Origin of the sequence: Prevotella marseillensis (assembly GCF_900625065.1) — a bacterium.
Classification (GTDB): Bacteria; Bacteroidota; Bacteroidia; order Bacteroidales; family Bacteroidaceae; genus Prevotella; species Prevotella rara.
This window is the reverse complement of sequence record NZ_UYXY01000001.1, coordinates 1,370,985-1,393,923: the sequence shown is the minus strand read 5'-3', so window position 1 is coordinate 1,393,923 and position 22,939 is coordinate 1,370,985. Positions and strand designations below refer to the sequence as shown.

Sequence of the window (22,939 nt, the reverse complement as noted above, 5' to 3'; positions counted from 1 at the left end):
TATGGCAATGGACGCGATACTTGGAGGCAAGGTGCTCATCAACGGCACGGACATCTGGAAGGTATACGGCGCTTTCCTGGTGGAGAAGAAACGTGGCGACCGGAACAACCTGAAGGCCATCATGGCCCCGGCGAAGACGAAGACCCACGTGGCGGTTGACATCCGGGAGGAGGACGGCGAGAAATACTCGTCCGCGCTGGACGTGAGGAACCAGGCGCGGGACGTGAAGCTGTACTTCGCCCTGTATGCGGACACGCGGGATGAGTGGCTGTCACGGTACAAGGCGTTCATCTCGTTCCTGAAACAGGGCGAGGACGGGTGGCTGGACATCCGCTTTCCCGACCTCGACATGATGCTGCACGTTTTTTACAAAGAAAGCAGCGATTACGAACCCCTGACCTACCTGTGGCAGGCGGGGAAACAGGCCAGCCGGTTCTACGTGACCTTCCGGGAACCGAAGCCGGGGATTTGAACGACAATATAACTGCATTTGAACGGCATTATGATAACGATATACGGAAGCGACGGCACAGCCAAGACACAGGTGCCCTGCGACGACAACTCGACGCAGGCGAAGGAACTGCAGGGTGACAATGTGCTCACCCTGTCGTTCACCCTGTACGAGCACATCGCGCTGGAGGTGAACGACTATGCCGAGTTCATGGGCGAGCGGTACTGGCTCATGGAGCGTTACAAGCCGGAGCAGGTGTCGACCGTGGAGTGGAAGTACGACGTGAAGCTCTACGGCATCGAGAGCCTGCTGAGACGCTTCCTCGTGCTGAACGACACGGACGGGGCGGACGAACCCGTGTTCACGCTGACCGCGCCGCCGAGGGAGCACGTGGCCCTCATCGTCAGGAGCATCAACAACGGCATGGACAACACCACCGACTGGAAGGTCGGCACAGTGGAAGGCACGGACAACATCGTCATCGACTACGAGGGCAAGTACTGCGACGAGGCCCTGAAGGAAGTGGCCGAGAAAGCCGGGAACCGGGCCGAATGGTGGTGCGAGGGCCAGACGGTGAACGTGTGCCGCTGCGAGCATGGGGAGGAAGTGGCGCTGGGCTACGGCAAGGGGCTGACAGGCCTGGAGTGCGACATGGCCGACAACGCCAAGTTCTACACCCGGCTGTACCCGATAGGCAGCAGCAAGAACATCGACCCGGAGAAATACGGGCACAGCCGCCTGCAGCTTCCCGGCGGCGTGAAGCACGTGGACGTGAACGTGGAGAAGTACGGCGTATGGCACCATTACGAAGCGGATGCCTTCTCCGACATCTACCCCAAGCGCACCGGCACGGTCAGCTCGGTGCGCAGCGAGGAGGTGAAGGACGAGGACGGCAACCCGTTCAAGATATTCTACTTCAAGGACAACAGCCTGGGCTTCGACCCGAACAGCTACGAGATAGGCGGCAAGGTGAAGCGAGTGTCCTTCCAGGAGGGCTCGGAACTGGCCGGCTTGGGCGACGAGGAGGATGGCACCTACTATTTCGAGGCCAATTATAACAGCGACACCCACGAGTTCGAGCTGATAACGACATGGCCGTATGACGACGACACGCAGCTTCCGAACGACACGCTCAGCCCGAAGCCCGGCGACAAGTACATCCTGTGGAACATCCGCATGCCGGACGAATACTATCCGCTGGCCGAGCAGGAGTTCAAGGAAGCGGTGGACAAGTACAACGAAGAGCACGCCATCGACGTGAGCCGTTACAAGGCCCCGACCGACCACGTGTACATCGAGGAGAACGGCATCGACCTGTACGTGGGCCGCCGCGTGCGCCTGGAAAGCGAAAAGTATTTCCCGGAAACCGGTTTCCGCAGCAGCCGCATCACCAAGGTCACGCGCAAGGTGAACCTGCCCTCGCAGATGGACATCGAGGTCTGCGACGCGACGAGCACCGGCGCGATGGAGGCCATAGGCGACAGCATTACCGACGCGAAGAACTACGTGAAGACCGCCACGTCGGGGAGCTTCCCCGACCTGATACGCAGCTGGGACAGCACCTATCCGACGGATAACAACGTGTTCTCGGCGCGTCGTACATTGAAGGAAGCCCTGAGCAGGCTGCGCGAGGACACGGCGCAGGAGAAAATCCATTTCCTGAAAGGCGCGGACTTCGGCAAGTACAAGGCCGGGGAGAGCGGCGCGGCGGTGGACGGCGACGGCAACGCCGAATGGCTGACGGCGGTCATCCGGGAGCTGCTGCGTTCGGTGAAGTTCGTGGACGGCATGACCGGCGAGGGCTGGCAGCTGTGGATGGACGCGCTGACCGGGCTGAGCAACCTGACCATCGACAAGGTGACCATCCGGCAGACATTGGTGGCCCTGGAACTGCTGATAGAGAAGGTACGCAGCGTGGGCGGCCAGCTGGTGGTCAGCGCGGCCAACGGAAAGATAAAGACCGTCACCAAGGACGGCGACAACTACAGGATCACCTTCGAGCAGGAAAACGAGTTCGCGGCGCACGACCTGATGCGCTGCGCGGAGTTCACCGGCACCTCCCTGCGCGGCTATTGGGTGGAAATCTCCGCCTCGGACGGGGAAGGCGTCACCGTGCCCGTGGGCGAGTTCGGCGGCGTGGAACCCAAGGAGGGCGACGAGTGCGTGCTGATGGGCAACACGGCGGACCGGCTGCGCCAGAACCTCATCTCCATCGCGGCCACCGAGGACGGGCAGCCGCGGGTGGACGTGCTGGACGGCGTGAGCGCCAAGAACTTCGACGGCTGCCTCCGCGTGCGGCTTGGCAACCTGGACGGCATCAGCGACAGCCGTTTCCCTGCAGACAACCAGCCCCACGGCAACGGCCTTTACGGCGACAACGTGTACCTGATGGGCACGTTCGTGCTGACCACCGGCGAGGACATCCTGACGCGGTTCGAGATAACCGAGGGCAAGATAGAGAGCGCCGTGGAGGGGCTGCGCAAGGACTTCACCGAAGACCGGAGCTATCTGGACAATGCGTCGTTCGGCGACGGCATGAACAAATGGGACACCGAGAACGAGGCCACCTTCTTCCTGCTCGGCAGCAAATGGATATGGGCGAACGGCGCGCCGCTGTCCGACAAGCGGAGCTACGCCAGCGTGAAGACCGACGGCGGTCGCACCACCGTATATATAAGGAACAAGTACATATTGCAGAAGCACGCGAACTTCCGCTTCATCCCCGACTACACCGACGTGAACAACGAGGGGCAGAAGAAGCCTGAGGCGGTGTACCTGAGCTTCTTCTACCGCGTGGCCAAGGCCGGGCGGCTGACCATCCGGTTCGAGGGGCTGGACAAGACCGGGTTCGAGAACTTCAACGAGTTCAGCTACGACGGCGAGCTGGGCGTGACGGACGGCTACCAGGTGTTCAACCACAGCGGGCTGTGGAACGGCACGGGCGACTTCAAGCTGGCGTTCACGGGCGAGATATACCTGTACATGCTGGTGCTGAGCACGGACAGGGCCGAAGCCCTGGCCTACAAGTACAAGACCCTGTTCGAGCAGTCCGAGAAACTGGTGAAGATAGCCGCGGCGAACTTCGACAAGGACGGGAACGTCATCGAGTCGTCAAGCATCATCACCACGGCGAAGTACAACGAGATGATGTCGCAGTATTTCGACGAAGACGGGCAACTAAAGAACAAGGCTGGCCTGGTAACCACCGCGATGGCCAACAAACTGTATGCCTTTGATGCGGACGGAAATATCGTGTCGATGGTGGAACAGACTGCGTCCGACATAAAAATATCCGCCGCCAACATATCACTTGAAGGCCTTGTGACGGCGAACGAAAACTTCAAGATACTGGAGGACGGCAGCGTTGAGGCGAACGGCACATTCAAGTCGGAAGACAAGGAATACGGCAACTCGATAGTGATAAACGCCAAAGAAGGATACATAAAAATGATAGGGCCGTCGTCTGTGGACGAATACACCGGCAAGCCCAACGGCGAAGACCGTACAGACCTGTTTGAGCTTCATTTCGAGACAGACCCAGACACAATGGGTCGCGTGTCAACGATGTACCTGCGCGGAGTCGGGCATGAGGTGCGCATAGACGCGATAGACGGCGTGCACATAAAGGATATGCTGGGCAACCTGTGCATGATAAGCGCGGACAGGATAGAGTTCCAGGACGGCAAGGGCAAAATCGCCATATATTCAATAGACGGATTTAACGGAATAAACGCATGAGAATAGACTTCAAACATTTTACCGTGCCGACAGGCATAAACGGCCTGCACAAACAGACAGGTGACGCAAGGGAGAGCTTTGCCGACATAATCTACACGATGGTGAACGGCATCCGCGCCCACGCCTTGGCGATGAAAATATACAAGAGCGATGGAACGGAGGAGTACACGGACGCGGAAGTGCGGCTGATGAAAGACGTGGCTGAGCGCTACTGTACGCCGGCGTTCATCGACGGGCTGCGCGCGCAAACGGAGCAGAAGGAAGGAGGATGCGATGAAAGTGCTATATAACAAGGTAATCCCCTTCAAGGGCTACAAGTGCGTGAACCTGCTGGGCGTGCTGTTCGTGCGCGAGGGTTGCACGATGTCGGCCACGGACTATAACCACGAGGCCATCCACACTGCGCAGATGAAGGAACTTTTGTATGTGCTTTTCTACCTGCTGTACGTGCTGGAGTGGCTGTGGCGCCTGGCGCGGCTTGGCGACGCGAAGGCGGCGTACCGTGCAATCAGCTTCGAGCGTGAGGCATACGCCCACGAGTGCGAGGCGGGCTACTTGGAGACGAGAAAGAAGTTCAACCAATATAAAACGAATTGACTATGGCCATGACACAGGAAGACATACAGCAGGTGCTCAACGCGATGAAGGCGGAGAGCCAGGGCGTGCAGGAACTGGAAACGGTGACCTCGCTGAACGGGGTGAATTCGCTGCCCGGCGTGAAGGGCGAGAAAGTGGTGAGCGTGCCGATAGAGCTGTTGGAGAAACCGGCGAAGGACGCGGCGGCGAAGGCGGAGACTGCGGCGAGCGACGCCGCGAGTATGGCCCGGCAGGCGGAGAACTCGGCGATGGTGGCCGAGGGAGCGGCCGAAACGGCACACGCGGCTGCGGAGGCTGCCACGGCGGCCGCGGGCAAGGCGAACGAGGCCGCGACGTCATACGAAGGCACGGCCAAGGCCGCCTTGAAAGGTGCGACGGCGAGGTTCGGGAGTATCGTGGACGACTTGGGTGAAGACCCGACGCTGAACGGCAGCACAGACAAGAGCTACCCGGCGGAGGATGTGGTCTACTGCACAAGCCGTAGGCAATTCCTCGTAAACGACAAGGGCTGGTATACGGAATGGGCGGAGAGCGGCCTGTACAACGGGTCGGACTACGAGGCCCTGAAGGACAAGACGTACATCTGCGGCGACACGCTCTATGTGTGGAGCGACGAGGAGAATGACCTTGTGAAGGCAAGCGGCGGCGGAAGCGGCAGCGGTTTCTACAACGTGACGCAGCTGCACCCGCTCCCATCCGGCTACTACACGAAGGAGACGGCCGTGGCGGCTTTGGCAGGCGCCGACATAGCTGACGAGGCGAAGCCGGGCATGGTGATAACATTCGAGGCCGGCGCAGGCAAATGGGAGGACTACCGCTTTGAGGGGACTGACACCTCGTCCTTCCTGACAGCCTCGGCGTGGAACCGCTACGGCGGCGGTGACGCGATAAAGAGAATCAGGGTGACGAAAGGCACGTCCACCGAGGAGCTGGCCCCTGACGGCCAGGGAGTGGCCAGCCTGGACATCCCGGTGGTGGAGGTGGACCAGGCCGTGAACGAGAACTCTACGAACCCGGTGAGCGGCAAGGGCGTGGCGGCGAAGATAAACGAGAAGGCGTCCACCTACGGCGCGGCCCTGCAGCTGAACGAAATAGGCGAGGGAGACGACAAGGCCTACTCCGTGAGCCTGCTGAACGAGGCGGGCGAGGTGGTCAGCACGACAGACATGTTCACTGGAGGCGGCGGTGGCGGCACCGTTGCCACGACGAGGGTGAGCCTGACGCGCGTCACCCCGAACAAGACGGTGAAGCTGGGAGACAAGGTGGAGCTGGCATACAAATACGACCAGACGGACACGGCAACGGGCGAGAGCACGGGCAACCCGGGGCGCGTGACAGTAACCATCACGCAAGGTGCAAACAGCAACACGCTTACGCAGACTGTTGCGGCTGGAAGCACGAACACCATAGACGTAAGCAAGTATATGGGCGTGGGCACCAACACTGTGCGTGTCCGTGTTGAGGTCGGCGAAGGAGCCGAGATGCAGGTGGCGCAGGTCACGTGGAGCATAAACGTGGTGCAGCTCACGCTGAGCAGCTCGTTCAACATAGCCACTGCCATAACGAGAGGACAGACTCTCAGCGTGCCCTACGCCCTGAGCGGTGCCGGCACGAAGACCCTGCGCTGCTATGTGGACGGCACGGACACCGAGGACAGGAGCATCACCAGCTCGACGGCCAACGGGTCTTTCAGCATAGCGACGACCAACCTGGCGCATGGCACCCACACGGTGCAGCTCGTGGTGGAGCTGGAACTGTCGGACGGCAACACCATCAAGTCGAACAGCATCCTCTTCGCCGTGGGCGTCAGGGAAGCCGGGAACAACACCCCGCTGGTGTCCGCAAGGTTCGACTATGCGGACGGGTCGGTCATCGAAAATGGCCAAACGCCTTACATCCCGACGAAGCAGTACGACAGCTACACGCTGCAATATGCTGCATATAACCCCAAGGAAACCCCGACACGGGCGGACGTATATGTAGGGAGCACGCTGGCATCTTCCGCCTCCGTGCCGTTCACGGCGCAGAGCCTGACGCTGCGCGCCTCCAACTACGGCGAGGAGCAGTGCCGGATTGTGGTGGGTGACACGACATACAACTTCCGGCTTATCGCGGAGAAGAGCGACCTGAACCTCAGCGAGCCGACGGACGGCCTGACGCTGAAACTTTCGGCGCAGGGACGCAGCAACAGTGACGTGAACCGCGAGGAATGGACTTATAATGGCATCCGGACAGTGTTCGAAGGCTTCAAGTGGGGCGGCGACGGCTGGATGGCTGGCGCCTTGCGCCTGACCGACACGGCAAGGGCCACGGTACGTCACCGTCCGCTGGCGCAACCCGAGCAGAACGTGACTAACGCGATGGCCTTCATCGTAAAGTACAAGGTTAGCGAGGTTGTGGACGAAGATGCGGAGGTGATACGCTGTATGGATGCGGACGGAACCGGCTTCGTCATCACGGCGCAGGAGGCACGTATGGTGACGAGGGGCAAGAGCGAGCTGTCGATGAAGATGGCGGCGGGCGAGGTGTACGAGGTGGCCTTCGTAAGCTTCCCTAAGAGCGTTGACGGTTCGTCTGACTACGAGAAGCTGAACAGCGAGATGGTATATTTGTTCATCAACGGCATCATGTCGGGTTCTGTGCAGAGGGCTACATCGGACAGCGTGTACCAGGCCACCCCGGCGTACATAGAGTTCGGCGCAGAAGGAGCGACAACTGACGTGTACCTGATTAGGGCATACAACACATACCTGAGCGACGCGCAGGTGCTGGACACCTATCTGGTAGACCAGGACAGCACGGACGAGATGATGGCTCTGTACGAGGCGAACGACGTGATAGACGAGAACGGGAACGTGACGGTTGACAGCGTGCCCGACGGGATGCGGTATATCATCATCACCGGGCGGCAGGACAACGGAGTAGCCACAGTGCTGCAGGCTGCCGTGAACAACGACAAAGACCCGAAGTATGACGTGGACGACATGCTCTGCGTGGTGAAGGGCAACCAGTCGCTGAACTTCCACCTCGTGGGCGGCTGCATCCGCCTGCAAGGCACGTCGTCGCTGGCGTATCCGATAAAAAACTACCGCATCTACTTCAAGAACGCTTCGAAAGTGGCCGGGCAGCTCTACCTGGGCTGCGACGAGCAGGGCGTGGGCGGCGAGCTGCAGGAGGAGGCAGTCTACTCGTTCCGTCCGGCATCCGGCTCACAGAAACAGGCCGCCCCGGTGGACTGCTTCTGCCTGAAGGCGGACTATGCGGAAAGCTCCTCCTCGCACAATACCGGTATGGCGAAAATTGTGCAGAACGTGCTGACGGCAGCAGGAGAGCTGACACCGGCGCAGAAGCACTGCGACGAAAGCTACCAGTACGACGTGCGTACAACGATAGACGGCGAGCCGTGCTACCTGTTCTACCGCGGCACGACAGACGAGACGCCGCAGTTCCTTGGCAAGTTCAACTTCAACAACGACAAGAGCACGGAGGCCGTGTTCGGCTTCCTGGACATACCGGGCTACCACGACCAGGAATGGGTGACGGAGAAGTTCGGCGGACAGAACCCGACGGAATGCTGGGAATTCCTGAACAACGACTATCCGATGGGCATGTTCCTTGACGACGACTTCACGACGAAGGGGGATGACGGCACACCTAATTGGATGAAAGTGTTTGAGGCACGCTTCCCTGATGATGACGACATCAATGCCCAGTATGAGGCCGGCACGAAAATTCCAACCAATCTGCAAAGGGTTGTATCGTGGGTAAAGTCCACCCAAAACGATGGAGCGAAATTCAAAGCCGAACTGGCCGACTATTTTGATGTGGATTACCTTTGCGACTACTATATGTTTACGGACATTATGGGATGTGTTGACCAACGTGTGAAGAACATGATGATGGCGTTTTGGTATGACCCGGACAAGGACAAGACGCTTGCCTACATGATATTTTACGATTGCGATACAATCCTTGGTGTACGTAATGACGGACGTCTGAAGTATAATTGGGATGTGGACGAAAATACCACGGACCCCGAACTTAGTACGGACGAAAAGACCGTATATGCCTATGCAGGGCATGACAGTGTGCTGTGGAAGAACTTACGTGAGCAATTTCCTGATAAACTGGAAGCGGCATACAAGCGCATAAGGGAACGGATGTCGAACTCTACAATCTTCAATATGTTCGACACGGAGCAGTCGGCCAAGTTCTGCGAGCGCATATACAACTTGGATGCCCAAAACAAATATGTAGAGCCTAAGACGCTGGGCGTGGAAGTAAACCAAGACGGAAGTGTCACCAATGTGAAATATTCCTATCTGGAGGCCATGCAGGGAAACCGTAAGGCGCACCGCCATTGGTGGGTGACAAACAGAATGGGGCTTTTTGATGCACGGTACAGTGCTGGGCAATACACGGCCACGGACATCAGCTTCAAGGGTAACAGCGCGGCAGGAGCGACTGTGAGGGCAACCCCTGCGCGTGACTTCTATTTTGAGTTCAGGCGTGAGGGCGATACGATGACCCACGATGCAGTCGCAAAAAACACTGAATGGAGCTACACCTACGGACAAATGGCGAACATCGGTACAATCTTCCATCTATACGGTGGCGAATGGATGAAGAAATTGGACTTGGGTGACTGGGGAGGTTTCACTGACATGTCGTTGCCTAATCTGCCAGTATTGGAGGAACTTGTCCTTGGCAACAGCTCAAAGACCTATGCTCTGACCGAACTTGTATTGGGAACAAAGTTGCCAATGTTGCGGAAATTGGACGTGGTGAATTATACAAATTTGCCGAGCTTAGACCTTTCGGGCTGTAACCGTTTGGAAGAAGTGAACGCGTCGGGCTGTACGGCATTGAGCACAATCACCTTTGCCGAGGGAGCTGCGGTGAACAGGCTGCACCTTCCAGCGAACTTCCAGACGCTTACGTTGCGCTCGATGCAGTATATAAAGTGGAGTGCGATAACTTTTGACAACAAGCGGAACCTGACCGGCATCTGGATAGAGAACTGTGCCCTCATAGACGGACTGTCGGTGTTCAAGGAAATGTTCGCGCTGAAAGGCAAGCTGAAATATGTCCGCATCACCGGCCTGGAGCTTGAGGGCGACGGCAGCGACCTGAAGGAGTGGTACGAGGCAGGGCTTGGCGGCTTCGACGCAACCGGAAACACCACGAACACGCGGTGCAAGCTCGTCGGCACGTACAGGCTGACGAAGTACCTGGACGACGACACCTTCAACAAATATGCGGAGCGCTTCGACGAGCTGAACATCCGGCAGCCGCAGTACACGATGATAGAGTTTGACGACACGGTGAGCGACGACGCGAACGTGAGCAACCCCGACAACGAAACCGGGTACAAGTACGGCAACGCCTACGCGCCCAGCGGCCATATCACGGCCATCCTGGCGAAACGGCACCGTGCACTGGCCAAGGTGACGAAGAAGCCCACCACGCGCACAATCAACATCGCCAACGTGGAGACCACGGCCAACAACTTCGACGGCGAGATGACTTACTATCCGCTGGACGATGCAGACAGCAACAAGTATGCCGACGGTACAGCCGCCAAACTGGACGGCACGGAGGGCGACTGGATGATGTACGAACCCTTCTTCTGGAGCAAGGGAATAAACGACTACTTCGGCGGCAAGCACTACGGTTGCTACAGCTCCAACGGGCCTGACGACATGCCTGACGTGCCGGTGGCCACCGTGCTCACCCTGGAAGACATCAAGGGCAGCGGCGGCTGCCAGTCCGGGCGCAAGCTGATGACGGGCAAGGGCAGTCTGGAGAACGCCTACAGCACCGACAGCGCCTACTCGGTGTGCAAGGTGGAGGTGTCCGGCTACAAGCGCGTCAGGTTTCCCGGCGTGCCGGGCAGCAATCTGGTAGGCTCCCTGTTCACGGACGCTGTCGGCGGCATCCTGGAGGAAATCATCGTGCCGACGCTGAGCAGCCGCTTCGAGGCCGGGATGTACCTGATAAGGGATGTGCCGGAGAATGCCGCGTTCCTTTATTTCTCAATCCTGAACACGGCCGAGTTTGACAAGGTTGTTCTGAGCAACAGCGACAAGATAGAGGACATGGAACCCGACTGGGTGGCCAACGACGAGCACCTGTGTGCGGTGGTGGGCAGCAGCATCGTGGGCTCGAAGCTGCGCGCCTGCATCACCGGCGGCAGTACGGCCGCGAGCCTGTCCTGGACGGACTTCCACTATTACAGCCAGCAGCGCGGCATGCAGCAGATCGACGCGCTGATGCACTTCCGCATCGCCAACCTGTTCTACGCCAAGTACGGTCGCCGGGACAGCCAGGAGCAGTGCGGCGCGGGCCAGCACACGAACAGCCGCGTGACGGGCGGCACGGCCGGGCACGGCATGACGGACACCATCGGCTACGAAGAAGCGTCGAAGATAAACCCGAACGTGACGAACTCGATGATAGACAACCTTGTCCACCAGTACGCCTGGTACAAGGGCGAGGACGACTACGGCGAAGCCTCCGTGACGCAGGTGAACAACACCAGCTGCCTGGGCTACGAGGACATCTTCGGCAACAAATATGACATGATGGATTGGGTAGACCTCCCCAACGACAGCGGGAACAGCGGCAAGTGGCGCATCTGGCTGCCCGACGGCACACAGGTGATGATCAAGGGCATGACCAGCAACGACTGGTGGATAACCGCCGTGGCGCACGGCAAGTACATGGCCGTGGTGCCGGTCGGCAGCGTGAACGGCTCGTCCTCGACACATTACTGTGACAAGTATTGGATAAGCACTTCAGCAGGCCGTGTGGTCTATCGCGGGTTCAACAATGCGTACGCGAATGGCGGTGTGTCGAATGCGAATGCGATTAACGATGCGTCGTTCACGTACACGTATGTCGGCTCGCGCCTGGCCTTCCGCGGCAAAATCGTACGGGCGGAGAGCGTGGCCGCGTACAAGTCGGCCATCGAGATTGCGTAAGCGTGTACGGAAACGCATCGCGCCAAAGCGTCAAAGCGTGAGCGAAGCGAAAGACCACCGGCGAAGCCGGTCGAAAAAATTTTGGGAACCGCGCATTTTGCCATATTCGGTTGATACAGGGTGTTTTCCGCTTGTTTTGGCGGAATAATGCGTACCTTTGTAACAATTTTTAAGGCGGCGCCTCCCCATAGGCCGTGTGGTCTATCGCGGGTACAACAATGCGAACGCGAATGGCGGTGTGTCGAATGCGAATGCGAATAACGATGCGTCGAACACGAACACGAATGTCGGCTCGCGCCTGGAAATCAATGAATCGGCGTACAGCGCCGGGGACGTGTCCCCAATGCGGTGCCGAGGGAGGCAAGCCCCAGCAACAGCGCATGGTTTGTATGAACCTGTAAGGCGGAAAGCTGAAAAACCACGTGTCGGGTGGAGTTTGGTAGGCCGGAAACGGCTCGAAGAAGTCAGGCCCGGGGAAAGGAAGGCCCTTATCTTCCATATTGTAGGACAAAATAACGGATGCTTATGCGCAGGGAAGGCCATATCGTGGAGGAGATAACGGAATACTCCAACATGTCGGACTCGTTCGACAGGGTGCTTCGCGGTTCCAAACGCAAGAGGAGCCGCCAGGGCCGCTACCTGCTTGCGCACAGGGACGAAGTGATCAGGGAACTGACGGAACGCATATCCTCCGGGACGTTCACCGTCAAGGACTACAGGGAGCGTGTCATCCGCGAGGGCGGCAAGGAACGCCGCATCCAGATCCTGACGATGAAGGACAGGATAGCCGTCCATGCCGTCATGGCCGTGGTGGACAGGCGCCTGAAGAAGCGCTTTATCCGCACCACCTCGGCCAGCATCAAGGGGCGTGGGATGCACGACCTGCTGGCGTACATCCGCCGCGACATGGAGGAAGACCCGGAAGGGACGCGGTTCTGCTACAAGTTCGACATCTCCAAGTTCTACGAGAGCGTCGGGCAGGACTTCGTCATGTACTGCGTGCGGCGCGTCTTCAAGGACGGGAAGCTCATCGCCATGCTCGACAACTTCACCCGGCTTATGCCGCATGGCATCAGCATCGGGCTCCGGAGTTCGCAGGGACTGGGCAACCTGCTTTTGTCTGTGTATTTGGACCATTATCTGAAGGACAGGTACGGTGTCCGCCATTTCTACCGCTATTGTGATGACGGCGTCGTGCTCGGTGAAACGAAAGCGGAATTGTGGGAGATTCGTGATGCCGTCCATGGGCAAGTGGAATCCGTCGGGCTTTCCGTAAAGCCCAATGAGCGGGTGTTCCCCGTGGGCGAGGGCATAGACTTCCTTGGGTATGTGATACGCCCGGACTACGTCCGGCTGCGCAAGCGCATCAAGCAGAAGTTCGCCCGAAAAATGCACGAGGTAAAATCGAGAAGGAGGCGTCGCGAGCTGGTGGCCAGCTTCTACGGCATGGCCAAGCACGCGGACTGCCACAAGTTGTTCAATAAATTAACAGGCAAAGACATGAGATCATTCAAGGATTTGAACGTCGCTTACAAGCCCGAGGACGGCAAGAAGCGATTTCCCGGGACGGTAGTGAGCATCCGGGAGCTGGTGAACCTGCCCATCGTGGTCAAGGACTTCGAGACGGGCATCAAGACGGAACAGGGCGAAGACCGCTGCATCGTGGCCATCGAGGTGAACGGCGAGGCGCGGAAGTTCTTCACCAACAGCGAAGAGATGAAGAACATCCTCGCGCAGGTAAGGGAAATCCCCGACGGGTTCCCGTTCGAGACCATCATCCGGACGGAAACCTTCGGGAAAGGTCGGACAAAGTATGTATTCAGTTAGGCAATGAAACGAGTGGAAGGAAGTGCCGGTGTGGCGTTGCTGGAATGCACGAACCCGGTAAAAGGCAAATGGCGCGTCCGTTGGGGCGTGGAGGCAAAGGAGGATGGAACCGCCACTTACATGGAGGAGGAACTTGACCGGAAGCCTGCGGCCTCGGACGTGGAAGGCATTATCTCGGGCAGCGGCGTGGACGCCCTGGACGGGGAACTGGAGACCATAGGATCGGCGTTGGGCTACGGCAGGGACGAGTTCGACAAGATGCTTGAGACGGCGCGTGCCGAACGCATCGCGTCCGATCCGCAGGCCCAGCTTATGGAAGCCATGCGCGGACAGATGTCGGAAAGGACGGACGTTGACGATGAAAAGGCGCTTATGCTGTCGAACATGTTCCACACGTTCTCCTACCTGTGCAAACGGGGAAAGGAGATAAAGGCCGGCACGGTGTTAAGGCACGGGAACAGGTTATGGCGGGCCGTGCAGACGCATACGCCGCTTTCAATCTATCCGCCGTCCATTGACACGGCGTCGCTTTACACCAAAGTGAACAAGTCGCACGCCGGTACGTTGGAAGATCCGATACCGTATGAGCAGAACATGGCGTTCGAGAAAGGCAAGTATTACAGCCAGTACGAGGTGGTTTACTTATGTATCCTGACCACTGTTAACGGTTATCCGAATGACCTGAAGGATTTGCCGACCATCGTACAGCCGGTATAAAAGGAAGAATCCCCACGGGGGAGGGATAGAAAAAAGCCCCCGGCCTGTTAAAACAGTCGTCTCACTTACTATTCAACATTGCACACCCAAGCGGCGCGCGGCCGGGGGCAAATGCCCTCTGCCACGCCACTTGGGTGTTTCGTTGTTTAATAAGTGAGACGTTGCAAAGGTACAAAATTTTGTGAATATGAAGGTGTTTGAACTGATAAACTTCAACCGGGAACTGCTTAAAAGGCTGCAAGAGGCCGGAATACGCCTCGATGACGCCCGGTATGTCGACTTGTATTCCGACTATTTGACCATGCACCGCAACGGTGACAAGGTGTCCTACATAGTGGCCGCATTGTCTGAAAAGTACGCCGTGAGCGAACGGAAAGTGTATGGGCTGTTGAAACGCTTCCAAAGCGACTGCAAGCCGTTTGCAGTATAAGCAGGGCGTTTTGTAGTGCCGATAATGTACCGGCAGCCTACCTTTGTGCAGTCATAAAACAAAGGAGGCAGAAATGAACAAATACCATCGCATCCTGGCGAAGATACTTTCAGAGGGGAAAGTACAGGAAAACAAGAAAGGCAGGATTCGCTACCTGCTGAACGAGCAGCTTTGCATGACCCCGGCAGACCTGCTCGACATATTCGAGGGGCATGGGATAGCACGCAAGAAGCTGAAGGATGAACTGAGGCTGTTCATGCAGGGCGAGCGTGATGTGGAGAAATACCGTGAAGCCGGCATTACCTGGTGGGACTATTGCGGCCATACGCTGGTGAACAGTTACCCGACATACTTTGAGAAGCTGCCGCCGCTTATAGCTAAAATCAATACGGAGAAACGCAACAGCAAGAACTATGTGCTTTTCTTGGGCGCGACAGGAGTGGAAAGCAACCAGGCACCCTGTCTTAGCCTGGTGCAGTTCCAGATAGAGGACGGATGCCTGGTGCTGTCGGCATACCAGCGAAGCTCCGATGCCAACCTTGGCCTGCCGGCCGACATATACCACCTGTATCTGATGGCGCGGCAGATAGAACTTCCCTTGAAGTCCATAACCCTGTATCTGGGCAATGTGCATATCTATGAGAACAACGAAGCGAAGACCCGTGACCTTCTGGGCGGCAAGGCGGATGTCAAATTTGAACTGAACGTATGAAAAGGAAACTTTATATGTCCGCTCCGCTGCCGTTTGTCGGGCAGAAGCGCATGTTTGCACGGGAATATATTAAGGTGCTGGAACAGTTCAAGGACAGTACCGTGTTTGTGGATTTGTTCGGTGGTTCAGGGCTGCTTTCGCAGATAACGAAAAGAATGCGCCCGGATGCCAAGGTTGTGTACAACGACTTCGACAACTACCGCAAGAGGCTGGAAAACATCCCACGGACAAACCTCCTGCTGGCAGGCTTCAGGCGGATAACGGAAGGCGTGCCAAGGCACAAGCCGATTACAGGGGAAGCGCGGGAAAGAATATACAGACGTATCGAGCAGGAGGAAAAAGAGTGGGGATATGTGGATTATATCACCATATCGTCCTCGCTCATGTTTTCCATGAAGTACAAGATGAGCCTGGAGGAGATGCGCAAGGAAGTCCTTTACAACAACATACGCAAGGCTGATTATTCCCTGTGCGATGATTACCTGGAGGGCTTAGAAATAACAAGCAAAGACTACCGCGAGGTGTTCAACGAGTACAAGGATGTGCCCGGCGTGGTGTTTCTTGTAGACCCTCCCTATTTGAGTACGGATGTCACCACTTATTCGATGTATTGGAGGCTTTCCGACTACCTCGATGTGCTGACTGTTCTGAATGGCCACTCGTTTGTGTACTTCACGTCAAACAAGTCGTCCATCGTGGAGCTTTGCGAATGGATGGGCAGGAACCGGACATTGGGCGACCCATTTGAGGGTTGTGTGAAGTCCGAGTTTAATGCGCACATGAATTACAACGCCGGATATACGGACATGATGCTGTATAAGCGGAATGATACGCCACACACAAGCTCTGCCGCATGATATAATGCCGTAATAATGGCGTTGGAACAGCGTTACAACAGGGCGTAATGCTCCCCTTTATTTGTTGTAAAGTTAGTGATTTTTTGCGAGATAGCCAAAATATTTGGCAATAAAAAAGCACCGAAGAAGTATATTATTCTCGGTGCTTTTTTATTGGGTTGGAGGGGGAGAAAAAGGATTCGCAGAGGTACGTTTCGTTTTGCAGATTGGAACATTTTGTTTAGAAACGCCGGAACATTTCGTTTTGCGGATTATACTTCTTTAAATTTAATGGGTTGAATATAATGTATGTGAGGCTGAATACAATTTATCTTAATATATTGTTACATAATGATATTTCAGACATGAGCCGTTTTTAATGTATGCAGAGGTGTTGTACTGTTTATATAAATCACTTGTTTACGTACAAAAAGTCTATTACTTTTGCATTAAAAACAATAGACTTTTTGTACGTAAACAATAGGTTAATGATTTGAAACTTTTATGCACCTATTCTCTTCCTATTTGTGCTTTTATTGCTCTGTGCTTTAGCGACTTATTCACTATTATGTTTATTTTAATTTCAATTTTTCCCCTCTTCAAAATTTGTTGACTTGCTGGATATGCCTGAACAGGCTTTTGCCTAATGAGAAAAAGCTATTTGTGCATAATAATAATTAGCTTTCTGTATAAAATAATTTTGTTTAGTCCTTATTGTAGTATATTTTAGATTAAATGACATATACGTAATATGTGTCAAATAGAAATGATTTGACTAGTATATAATGTTTATGCGGTAAATACACTAATAAATTTAGTGCACTATTGTAATAATGTTTATTGAAAATCATTAATACGTGTATTGTTTTTAATTTAACAAGGCGAAATGTTTTGTAATTGTGATTATGATTGTTTGTCTCCCATTTGTGATTGTTATCGTTTTTGTATATATAATAAAATAGGGAAGCAAAATTTGCTTCCCTATTTATTATGGAATAATATGATTATTATTCTCCTTTTTCCATTTTAGCTTTAAGCTCAGCCAAAGCATCAATGTCGCCAAGTGTTGTTCCTGCTGCAACGTTATTTATAACAGGAGCATCTTCCTTCTTGGCCTTCTTTGCACGAGGAGCTTTCTTCGGCTCTTCTTTTACATCCTCGAATGTACGGCTGTGTGACAGAATGATACGTTTTGTTTCTTTTACAAACTCAATTACCTTGAACTGGAGCTCTTCACCCGGCTGAGCCTGTGAACCGTCTTCCTTTACAAGGTGCTTAGGTGTTGCGAAACCTTCTCCGCCTTCATTCAGAGTAATAACAGCACCTTTGTCCATTATTTCTGTAATCTTACCAGTGTGGATTGAACCCGGTGTGTATATTGTTTCGTATGTGTCCCAAGGATTCTCCTCAAGCTGCTTGTGGCCAAGGCTGAGACGACGATTCTCTTTGTCTATCTCAAGAACAACAACGTCTATTTCTGCACCAACCTGAGTAAATTCTGATGGGTGCTTTACTTTCTTGGTCCAAGACAAATCGCTGATATGGATGAGTCCGTCAACACCTTCTTCGAGTTCTACGAAGATACCGAAGTTAGTGAAGTTGCGAACCTTTGCAGTGTGCTTGCTTCCAATAGGATATTTAACTTCGATTGTTTCCCATGGATCTTCTTTAAGCTGCTTGATGCCGAGTGACATCTTACGCTCTTCACGATCAAGAGTTAAGATAACAGCCTCAACTTCATCGCCAACGTGCATGAATTCCTGTGCACTGCGGAGATGCTGGCTCCAGCTCATTTCTGAAACATGGATAAGACCTTCAACACCAGGAGCTATTTCTACAAATGCACCATAGTCAGCGATAACAACTACCTTACCCTTAACATGATCGCCAACTTTGAGGTTAGGATCAAGTGCATCCCATGGATGTGGAGTGAGCTGCTTCAGACCGAGAGCAATACGTTTCTTGTCATCATCAAAGTCAAGAATAACAACGTTAATCTTCTGGTCAAGTGCAACAACCTCATGCGGATCGCTTACGCGGCCCCAAGAAAGGTCTGTGATGTGGATGAGTCCGTCAACACCTCCAAGATCAACGAATACTCCGTATGATGTAATATTCTTGACAGTTCCTTCGAGAATCTGACCTTTCTCAAGCTTGCTGATAATTTCTTTCTTCTGTGCTTCAAGTTCTGCTTCAATAAGAGCTTTATGTGAAACAACAACATTGCGGAATTCCTGATTGATTTTAACAACTTTGAATTCCATTGTCTTTCCTACGAATACATCGTAGTCGCGTATAGGATGAACGTCAATCTGGCTTCCCGGGAGGAATGCTTCGATACCGAATACGTCAACAATCATACCACCCTTAGTGCGGCATTTAATGTAACCCTGTATAACTTCCTCGTTATCAAGGGCTGCGTTAACGCGCTCCCAGCTCTTGCTGAGGCGAGCCTTTTTGTGTGAAAGCAGAAGCTGACCTTTTTTGTCTTCCTGATTTTCAACATAAACCTCAACAACATCTCCGATTTTTAAATCGGGGTTATAGCGGAATTCGCTTGCAGGAATAACACCGTCGCTCTTGTAGCCAATATTGACAACAACTTCTTTCTTGTCAATAGAAATTACCTTTCCGTCTACAACCTGGTGCTCGCTAACTTTGTTAAGGGTTTCATCGTAAGCTTTTTCAAGTTCTTCTTTGCTTACATTTGCTTTGCTTCCATTCTCAAACTCGTCCCAATTGAAGTCTGATAATGGTTGTACGTTCTTTAAATCTGACATAAAAATTAAAAATAAATTAAATAATTAATAAAGTTCGACTTTATATTTGTTTATAAATCGGCTGCAAATTTACAACCTTTTAATTTTATATTTCAGTTTCCTGTAATTTTATTTCCTTATTTTTGCCATTTTATGGCGTTTTTAATTTTTTTTAAGTGTATACAGCTGCCTCAACCTGCTGATTAGTCTGTTGTTTCACCTCCTTTTGGCGCTTTTAGTATAATACTTGTGGCTCCGATTGTGAATAATGTGCCATCATGTATAATTCTTTTTTCTTTATTCCCCAAAATTTCATTATCTACAAATGTTCCGGTGTAGCTGGGTCCGTCGCTTAGGGTGTATTTCAGATGCCCCTTCTTGTCTCTGGATACATTTATATTACAATGGGTAATATCTATACTTGGGTCATTTGTCTCAATAGGAGTGTTTGTCTTACTTCCTTTCATATATCGGCCAATTATGTTGTCTCCGAATTTTAGCGGTATGACCTGCTTATAATGAAAGACATTTTCGATGACAATTAATGCTCCGAATTCGTCATTATATTCATTTTCGTTTAATATCTCATCTTTTTGCGGATTTCTAAGTTTTGTGGCTCCAATTCTAATACCAAATTGTTTGCCACATTGTGGACATTCAAATATAAGTGACTGCCCCTCTTTGTATTTTGTTTCATCAAATGTGATAAATCCATCACATTTTGGACATCTAACTCTTTTCATTATATTATTTTATCTGGTATACCCAAGCATCATAAAAAAACTCATTGCCTCTCAGGTCATTGAGGGCGTTATATGCATCATTTCTGGTCTTGTATTTTCCGTATACAACTTTGATGGATTTATTGCCTTCAATTAAAGTGCTTGCTTCATATCCCTTTGTAGTAAGCTTCGTAACAAAAGCGTCTGCATTCTTTTTTGTTACTCTACTTGCCAATACAATACAAAAATATTTGTCTTGCTTGACAGGCTTTAATTCCTCTGGAGCCTGTACCGACTTGTTGCTAATATTTTTTGAATTGATATCAGCTTTACTTTCCTTCTTTAATTGTATATTTTCTTTCGTGATATTATTGTAACTGTTTTTGATTAAGTTATGAATAATACCATTGTCCATATTCCCCATTTGTATAATTTTGTTATTGTTGTTTATTGGGGAAGACCAGGCGAAGAATGTTATTATTGCAATAAATACCGCCAATACGCTTTTAAATAGCTTTATTTTTGTTGATGGCGTATTGTTGCTTGATTCATTGAATTTTTCTTCTAATACGTCGTTCTCTTTTATCCTATAGTTTAATGGAGATGTTGAAAATGTTACAGTGGCAGTCGTCCTATCCGAATTCGCACTGTTTTCATGACATACGTCATTTCCTTTAGATATGTTGCTGTCATCCTCTTCTCTTTTCATTTCAAAAGAACTGAGGCTGTACAGATCTGGTGTCAGGATTCCTGCTTCGCAAGGTTTGAACTCAAGGTTACCGTCGTTGTTTAAATATAATGTACCGATATCGCAGAGTTCGTAAGACCCTTCGTTATATATAATTTGTTTTAATTCATTTACCTCTCCTGAGATACGGTTCTGTGCATCTGGATAGCTTATGTCATAAGCTTCTGTATACGATTGTACAAGTAAGGAATCATTGATGTTTAATTTGGGGTTGAAACCTAATGTCCTTTGAGGGGGCAGGAATAGACAATCCCTTTCATCGTAAGTAGCCGGGATGTGGCTGGCGATAAAACCGCCAAGTCCGGGTACGATGACACAGTCATTCCTTAATAATAATATTTCAATATGTCTTTCTAATTCTATCACGGATGCAAAATTACTCGTTTTTGATTAAAAAACAAAATAATGTAGCTTATTATGAAGATTTTTTTAATCATGCTGCAATAATTCGGATAATATTTTTAATTTTGCAGATAAATTATTAAGAAATTATATTCAAATTATGAATTACATAAAAACAGAAATAGATGGAGTTTTTATTATAGAGCCAAAGGTTTTTAATGATTCCAGAGGATATTTTTTTGAGGCTTTTAAATATTCTGACTTTAAAGAGCACGTAGGGCAGGTTTCATTTATTCAAGATAATGAATCAAAATCGTCTTATGGCGTCTTGCGTGGCTTGCATTATCAGAAGGGGGATTTCTCACAGGCTAAATTAGTACGTGTCATTAAGGGACGTGTACTTGATGTTGCAGTAGATCTCCGGAAGGATTCTTCAACTTTCGGTAAGCATGTAATGGTAGAATTGAGCGATGAAAATAAGAAACAATTCTTTATTCCTAGGGGATTTGCTCATGGATTCTTGGTCTTAAGTGACGAAGCAATATTTACATATAAGGTGGATAATGTCTACTCTCCGGAGAGCGAGGCGTCAATAAGATTTGATGATCCTGATTTGAATATAAATTGGCCGATAGACTCGAATGATATTCAGACAAGTCAGAAAGATCTGAATGGAGTGGCTTTTAAAGATGCAGAATATTTTAATGTATAGGTGTAATATATAGTTTATAGCCGAATGAATATAGCAATTGTTGGAACAGGTTATGTCGGATTGGTTTCTGGTGCTTGCTTTGCTGAGACTGGGGCAACTGTAACATGTGTGGATGTTGATTGCGCGAAAATTGCAGCATTGAGGAAAGGTATTATACCTATTTACGAACCAGGGTTAGATGAACTTGTTGTAAAAAATATTAATGCCGGCAGATTAAAGTTTTCTACCTCATTGGCAGAAGTCTTAAATGATCAGCAGATTGTATTTACTGCAGTAGGCACACCTCCGGATGAAGATGGAAGTGCTGATTTGAAATATGTTCTTCAGGTTGCTAAAACAATAGGGGAGAACTTAAACCGGTATTTGGTAGTTGTGACAAAAAGCACCGTTCCTGTTGGAACTTCTCACAAAATTGCTGATACAATAAAGGCAGAACTGAAAAAACGTGGTGTGGATGTCGCATTTGACGTAGCAAGCAATCCGGAATTTCTTAAGGAAGGTAATGCCATTAAAGATTTTATGAGTCCGGATCGGGTTGTTATTGGGGTAGATAGTGAAAGAGCAAAGAATATTTTGACAAAATTATACAAGCCGTTTCTTCTGAATAATTTCCGTGTGATTTTCATGGATATTCCTAGTGCGGAGATGACAAAATATGCTGCAAACTCAATGTTGGCCACCCGTATCAGTTTTATGAATGATATTGCCAACCTTTGTGAGCTTGTTGGTGCTGATGTTAATAAGGTTAGAGCAGGCATAGGATCTGACACACGTATAGGCCGTAAATTTTTATATGCAGGATGTGGATATGGAGGATCTTGTTTCCCTAAGGATGTTAAGGCTTTAATAAAAACGGCCGATGATAATGGATATTCGTTGGAAGTATTGAAGGCTGTTGAGAAAGTTAACGAAAGACAAAAAGAGGTGTTGTTTAAAAAGTTAGTTAAAGCCTTTGACGGAGATTTGAAAGGTAAGTCTGTTGCATTGTGGGGATTGGCCTTTAAACCAGAAACCGATGACATGCGTGAATCAACAGCATTGGTTGTTATAAAGAAGTTGTTGAATGCAGGATGTAAAGTGCAGGCCTATGACCCTGAAGCAATGAATGAATGTAGACGCATAATTGGCGATAAGATAGAGTATTATGAAAATAAATACGATGCTTTGCAAAATGCTGATGCATTGATTTTGCTGACAGAATGGAAAGAGTTTAGATTACCGGATTGGAATGTTGTTGCCAATAAAATGCATAGAAAATTAATCTTGGACGGAAGGAACATATTTGATAATGATGATTTGGCGGAGCATGGTTTTGAATATCATTGTATAGGAAAATGATTAGAAATATTATATACATATTCGTAT

At 51.4% G+C, this 22,939-nt stretch carries 14 protein-coding genes and 1 pseudogene; 12 read left to right on the top strand and 3 right to left on the bottom strand.

Annotation, left to right across the window (positions count from 1 at the left end; all coding sequences use genetic code 11):
• The first annotated feature begins 7 nt into the window (after positions 1-7).
• The 10 genes and pseudogenes from EJL04_RS05825 (at position 8) to EJL04_RS05780 (ending at position 16,312) form a co-directional block, all read left to right on the top strand.
• The gene (locus tag EJL04_RS05825) at positions 8-472 is read left to right on the top strand and encodes a hypothetical protein (RefSeq protein WP_164511724.1); all 465 of its coding nucleotides are present in this window, start codon (positions 8-10) and stop codon (positions 470-472) included.
• Between the two features lie 30 nt (positions 473-502).
• Positions 503-3,844 (top strand): annotated as a pseudogene (locus tag EJL04_RS05820) (hypothetical protein); the annotation flags it as partial.
• 341 nt (positions 3,845-4,185) lie between these two features.
• A complete protein-coding gene (locus tag EJL04_RS05815; protein WP_125104355.1) occupies positions 4,186-4,479 on the top strand; it encodes a hypothetical protein in 294 nt (97 codons plus the stop codon).
• Complete coding sequence (locus tag EJL04_RS05810) at positions 4,463-4,786, top strand: hypothetical protein (protein ID WP_125104354.1); 324 nt, start codon at positions 4,463-4,465, stop codon at positions 4,784-4,786. Before EJL04_RS05815 ends, EJL04_RS05810 begins: the two co-directional genes overlap by 17 nt.
• A 2-nt stretch (positions 4,787-4,788) precedes the next feature.
• On the top strand, positions 4,789-11,769 hold the full coding sequence (locus EJL04_RS05805; RefSeq protein ID WP_125104353.1) for a CotH kinase family protein: 6,981 nt from the start codon (positions 4,789-4,791) through the stop codon (positions 11,767-11,769).
• A 525-nt stretch (positions 11,770-12,294) separates the two neighbouring features.
• Complete coding sequence (locus EJL04_RS05800; protein ID WP_125104352.1) at positions 12,295-13,596, top strand: reverse transcriptase domain-containing protein; 1,302 nt, start codon at positions 12,295-12,297, stop codon at positions 13,594-13,596.
• 159 nt (positions 13,597-13,755) lie between these two features.
• Entirely contained in the window at positions 13,756-14,313 is a 558-nt protein-coding gene (locus EJL04_RS05795) for a hypothetical protein (RefSeq protein ID WP_164511702.1), read from the top strand.
• Between the two features lie 187 nt (positions 14,314-14,500).
• Positions 14,501-14,743, top strand: a complete 243-nt coding sequence (locus EJL04_RS05790) for a hypothetical protein (RefSeq protein ID WP_125104350.1) — start codon at positions 14,501-14,503, stop codon at positions 14,741-14,743.
• A 73-nt stretch (positions 14,744-14,816) separates the two neighbouring features.
• Positions 14,817-15,455 (top strand): thymidylate synthase, encoded by a 639-nt coding sequence (locus tag EJL04_RS05785; protein WP_125104349.1) that lies wholly within the window; start codon positions 14,817-14,819, stop codon positions 15,453-15,455.
• On the top strand, positions 15,452-16,312 hold the full coding sequence (locus EJL04_RS05780) for a DNA adenine methylase (RefSeq protein WP_125104348.1): 861 nt from the start codon (positions 15,452-15,454) through the stop codon (positions 16,310-16,312). Before EJL04_RS05785 ends, EJL04_RS05780 begins: the two co-directional genes overlap by 4 nt.
• 986 nt (positions 16,313-17,298) lie before the next feature.
• On the opposite strand, the gene rpsA is transcribed toward EJL04_RS05780, so the two are convergent.
• From rpsA to EJL04_RS05765, 3 genes are all read right to left on the bottom strand, one after another.
• A complete protein-coding gene (rpsA, locus tag EJL04_RS05775) occupies positions 17,299-19,071 on the bottom strand; it encodes a 30S ribosomal protein S1 (protein ID WP_021854576.1) in 1,773 nt (590 codons plus the stop codon).
• A gap of 182 nt (positions 19,072-19,253) precedes the next feature.
• Positions 19,254-19,793, bottom strand: coding sequence for an FHA domain-containing protein (locus tag EJL04_RS05770; protein ID WP_125104347.1), 540 nt, complete (start codon positions 19,791-19,793; stop codon positions 19,254-19,256).
• 4 nt (positions 19,794-19,797) lie between these two features.
• Positions 19,798-20,886, bottom strand: a complete 1,089-nt coding sequence (locus EJL04_RS05765) for an HU domain-containing protein (protein ID WP_125104346.1) — start codon at positions 20,884-20,886, stop codon at positions 19,798-19,800.
• 136 nt (positions 20,887-21,022) lie between these two features.
• Between EJL04_RS05765 and rfbC the strand changes: the two genes are divergently transcribed.
• On the top strand, positions 21,023-21,574 hold the full coding sequence (rfbC, locus tag EJL04_RS05760; protein WP_021854573.1) for a dTDP-4-dehydrorhamnose 3,5-epimerase: 552 nt from the start codon (positions 21,023-21,025) through the stop codon (positions 21,572-21,574).
• Between the two features lie 24 nt (positions 21,575-21,598).
• The gene (locus tag EJL04_RS05755) at positions 21,599-22,912 is read left to right on the top strand and encodes a UDP-glucose dehydrogenase family protein (RefSeq protein ID WP_125104345.1); all 1,314 of its coding nucleotides are present in this window, start codon (positions 21,599-21,601) and stop codon (positions 22,910-22,912) included.
• Positions 22,913-22,939: the final 27 nt, after the last annotated feature.

Bases quoted from the DNA above. Each gene is read 5' to 3' on its own strand.
- EJL04_RS05770 (WP_125104347.1), bottom strand. From the start codon at position 19,793: ATGAAAAGAGTTAGATGTCCAAAATGTGATGGATTTATCACATTTGAT.
- rfbC (WP_021854573.1), top strand. From the start codon at position 21,023: ATGAATTACATAAAAACAGAAATAGATGGAGTTTTTATTATAGAGCCA.
- EJL04_RS05755 (WP_125104345.1), top strand. From the start codon at position 21,599: ATGAATATAGCAATTGTTGGAACAGGTTATGTCGGATTGGTTTCTGGT.
- EJL04_RS05815 (WP_125104355.1), top strand. From the start codon at position 4,186: ATGAGAATAGACTTCAAACATTTTACCGTGCCGACAGGCATAAACGGC.
- EJL04_RS05790 (WP_125104350.1), top strand. From the start codon at position 14,501: ATGAAGGTGTTTGAACTGATAAACTTCAACCGGGAACTGCTTAAAAGG.
- rpsA (WP_021854576.1), bottom strand. From the start codon at position 19,071: ATGTCAGATTTAAAGAACGTACAACCATTATCAGACTTCAATTGGGAC.
- EJL04_RS05800 (WP_125104352.1), top strand. From the start codon at position 12,295: ATGCGCAGGGAAGGCCATATCGTGGAGGAGATAACGGAATACTCCAAC.
- EJL04_RS05785 (WP_125104349.1), top strand. From the start codon at position 14,817: ATGAACAAATACCATCGCATCCTGGCGAAGATACTTTCAGAGGGGAAA.
- EJL04_RS05780 (WP_125104348.1), top strand. From the start codon at position 15,452: ATGAAAAGGAAACTTTATATGTCCGCTCCGCTGCCGTTTGTCGGGCAG.
- EJL04_RS05805 (WP_125104353.1), top strand. From the start codon at position 4,789: ATGGCCATGACACAGGAAGACATACAGCAGGTGCTCAACGCGATGAAG.
- EJL04_RS05825 (WP_164511724.1), top strand. From the start codon at position 8: ATGGACGCGATACTTGGAGGCAAGGTGCTCATCAACGGCACGGACATC.
- EJL04_RS05810 (WP_125104354.1), top strand. From the start codon at position 4,463: ATGAAAGTGCTATATAACAAGGTAATCCCCTTCAAGGGCTACAAGTGC.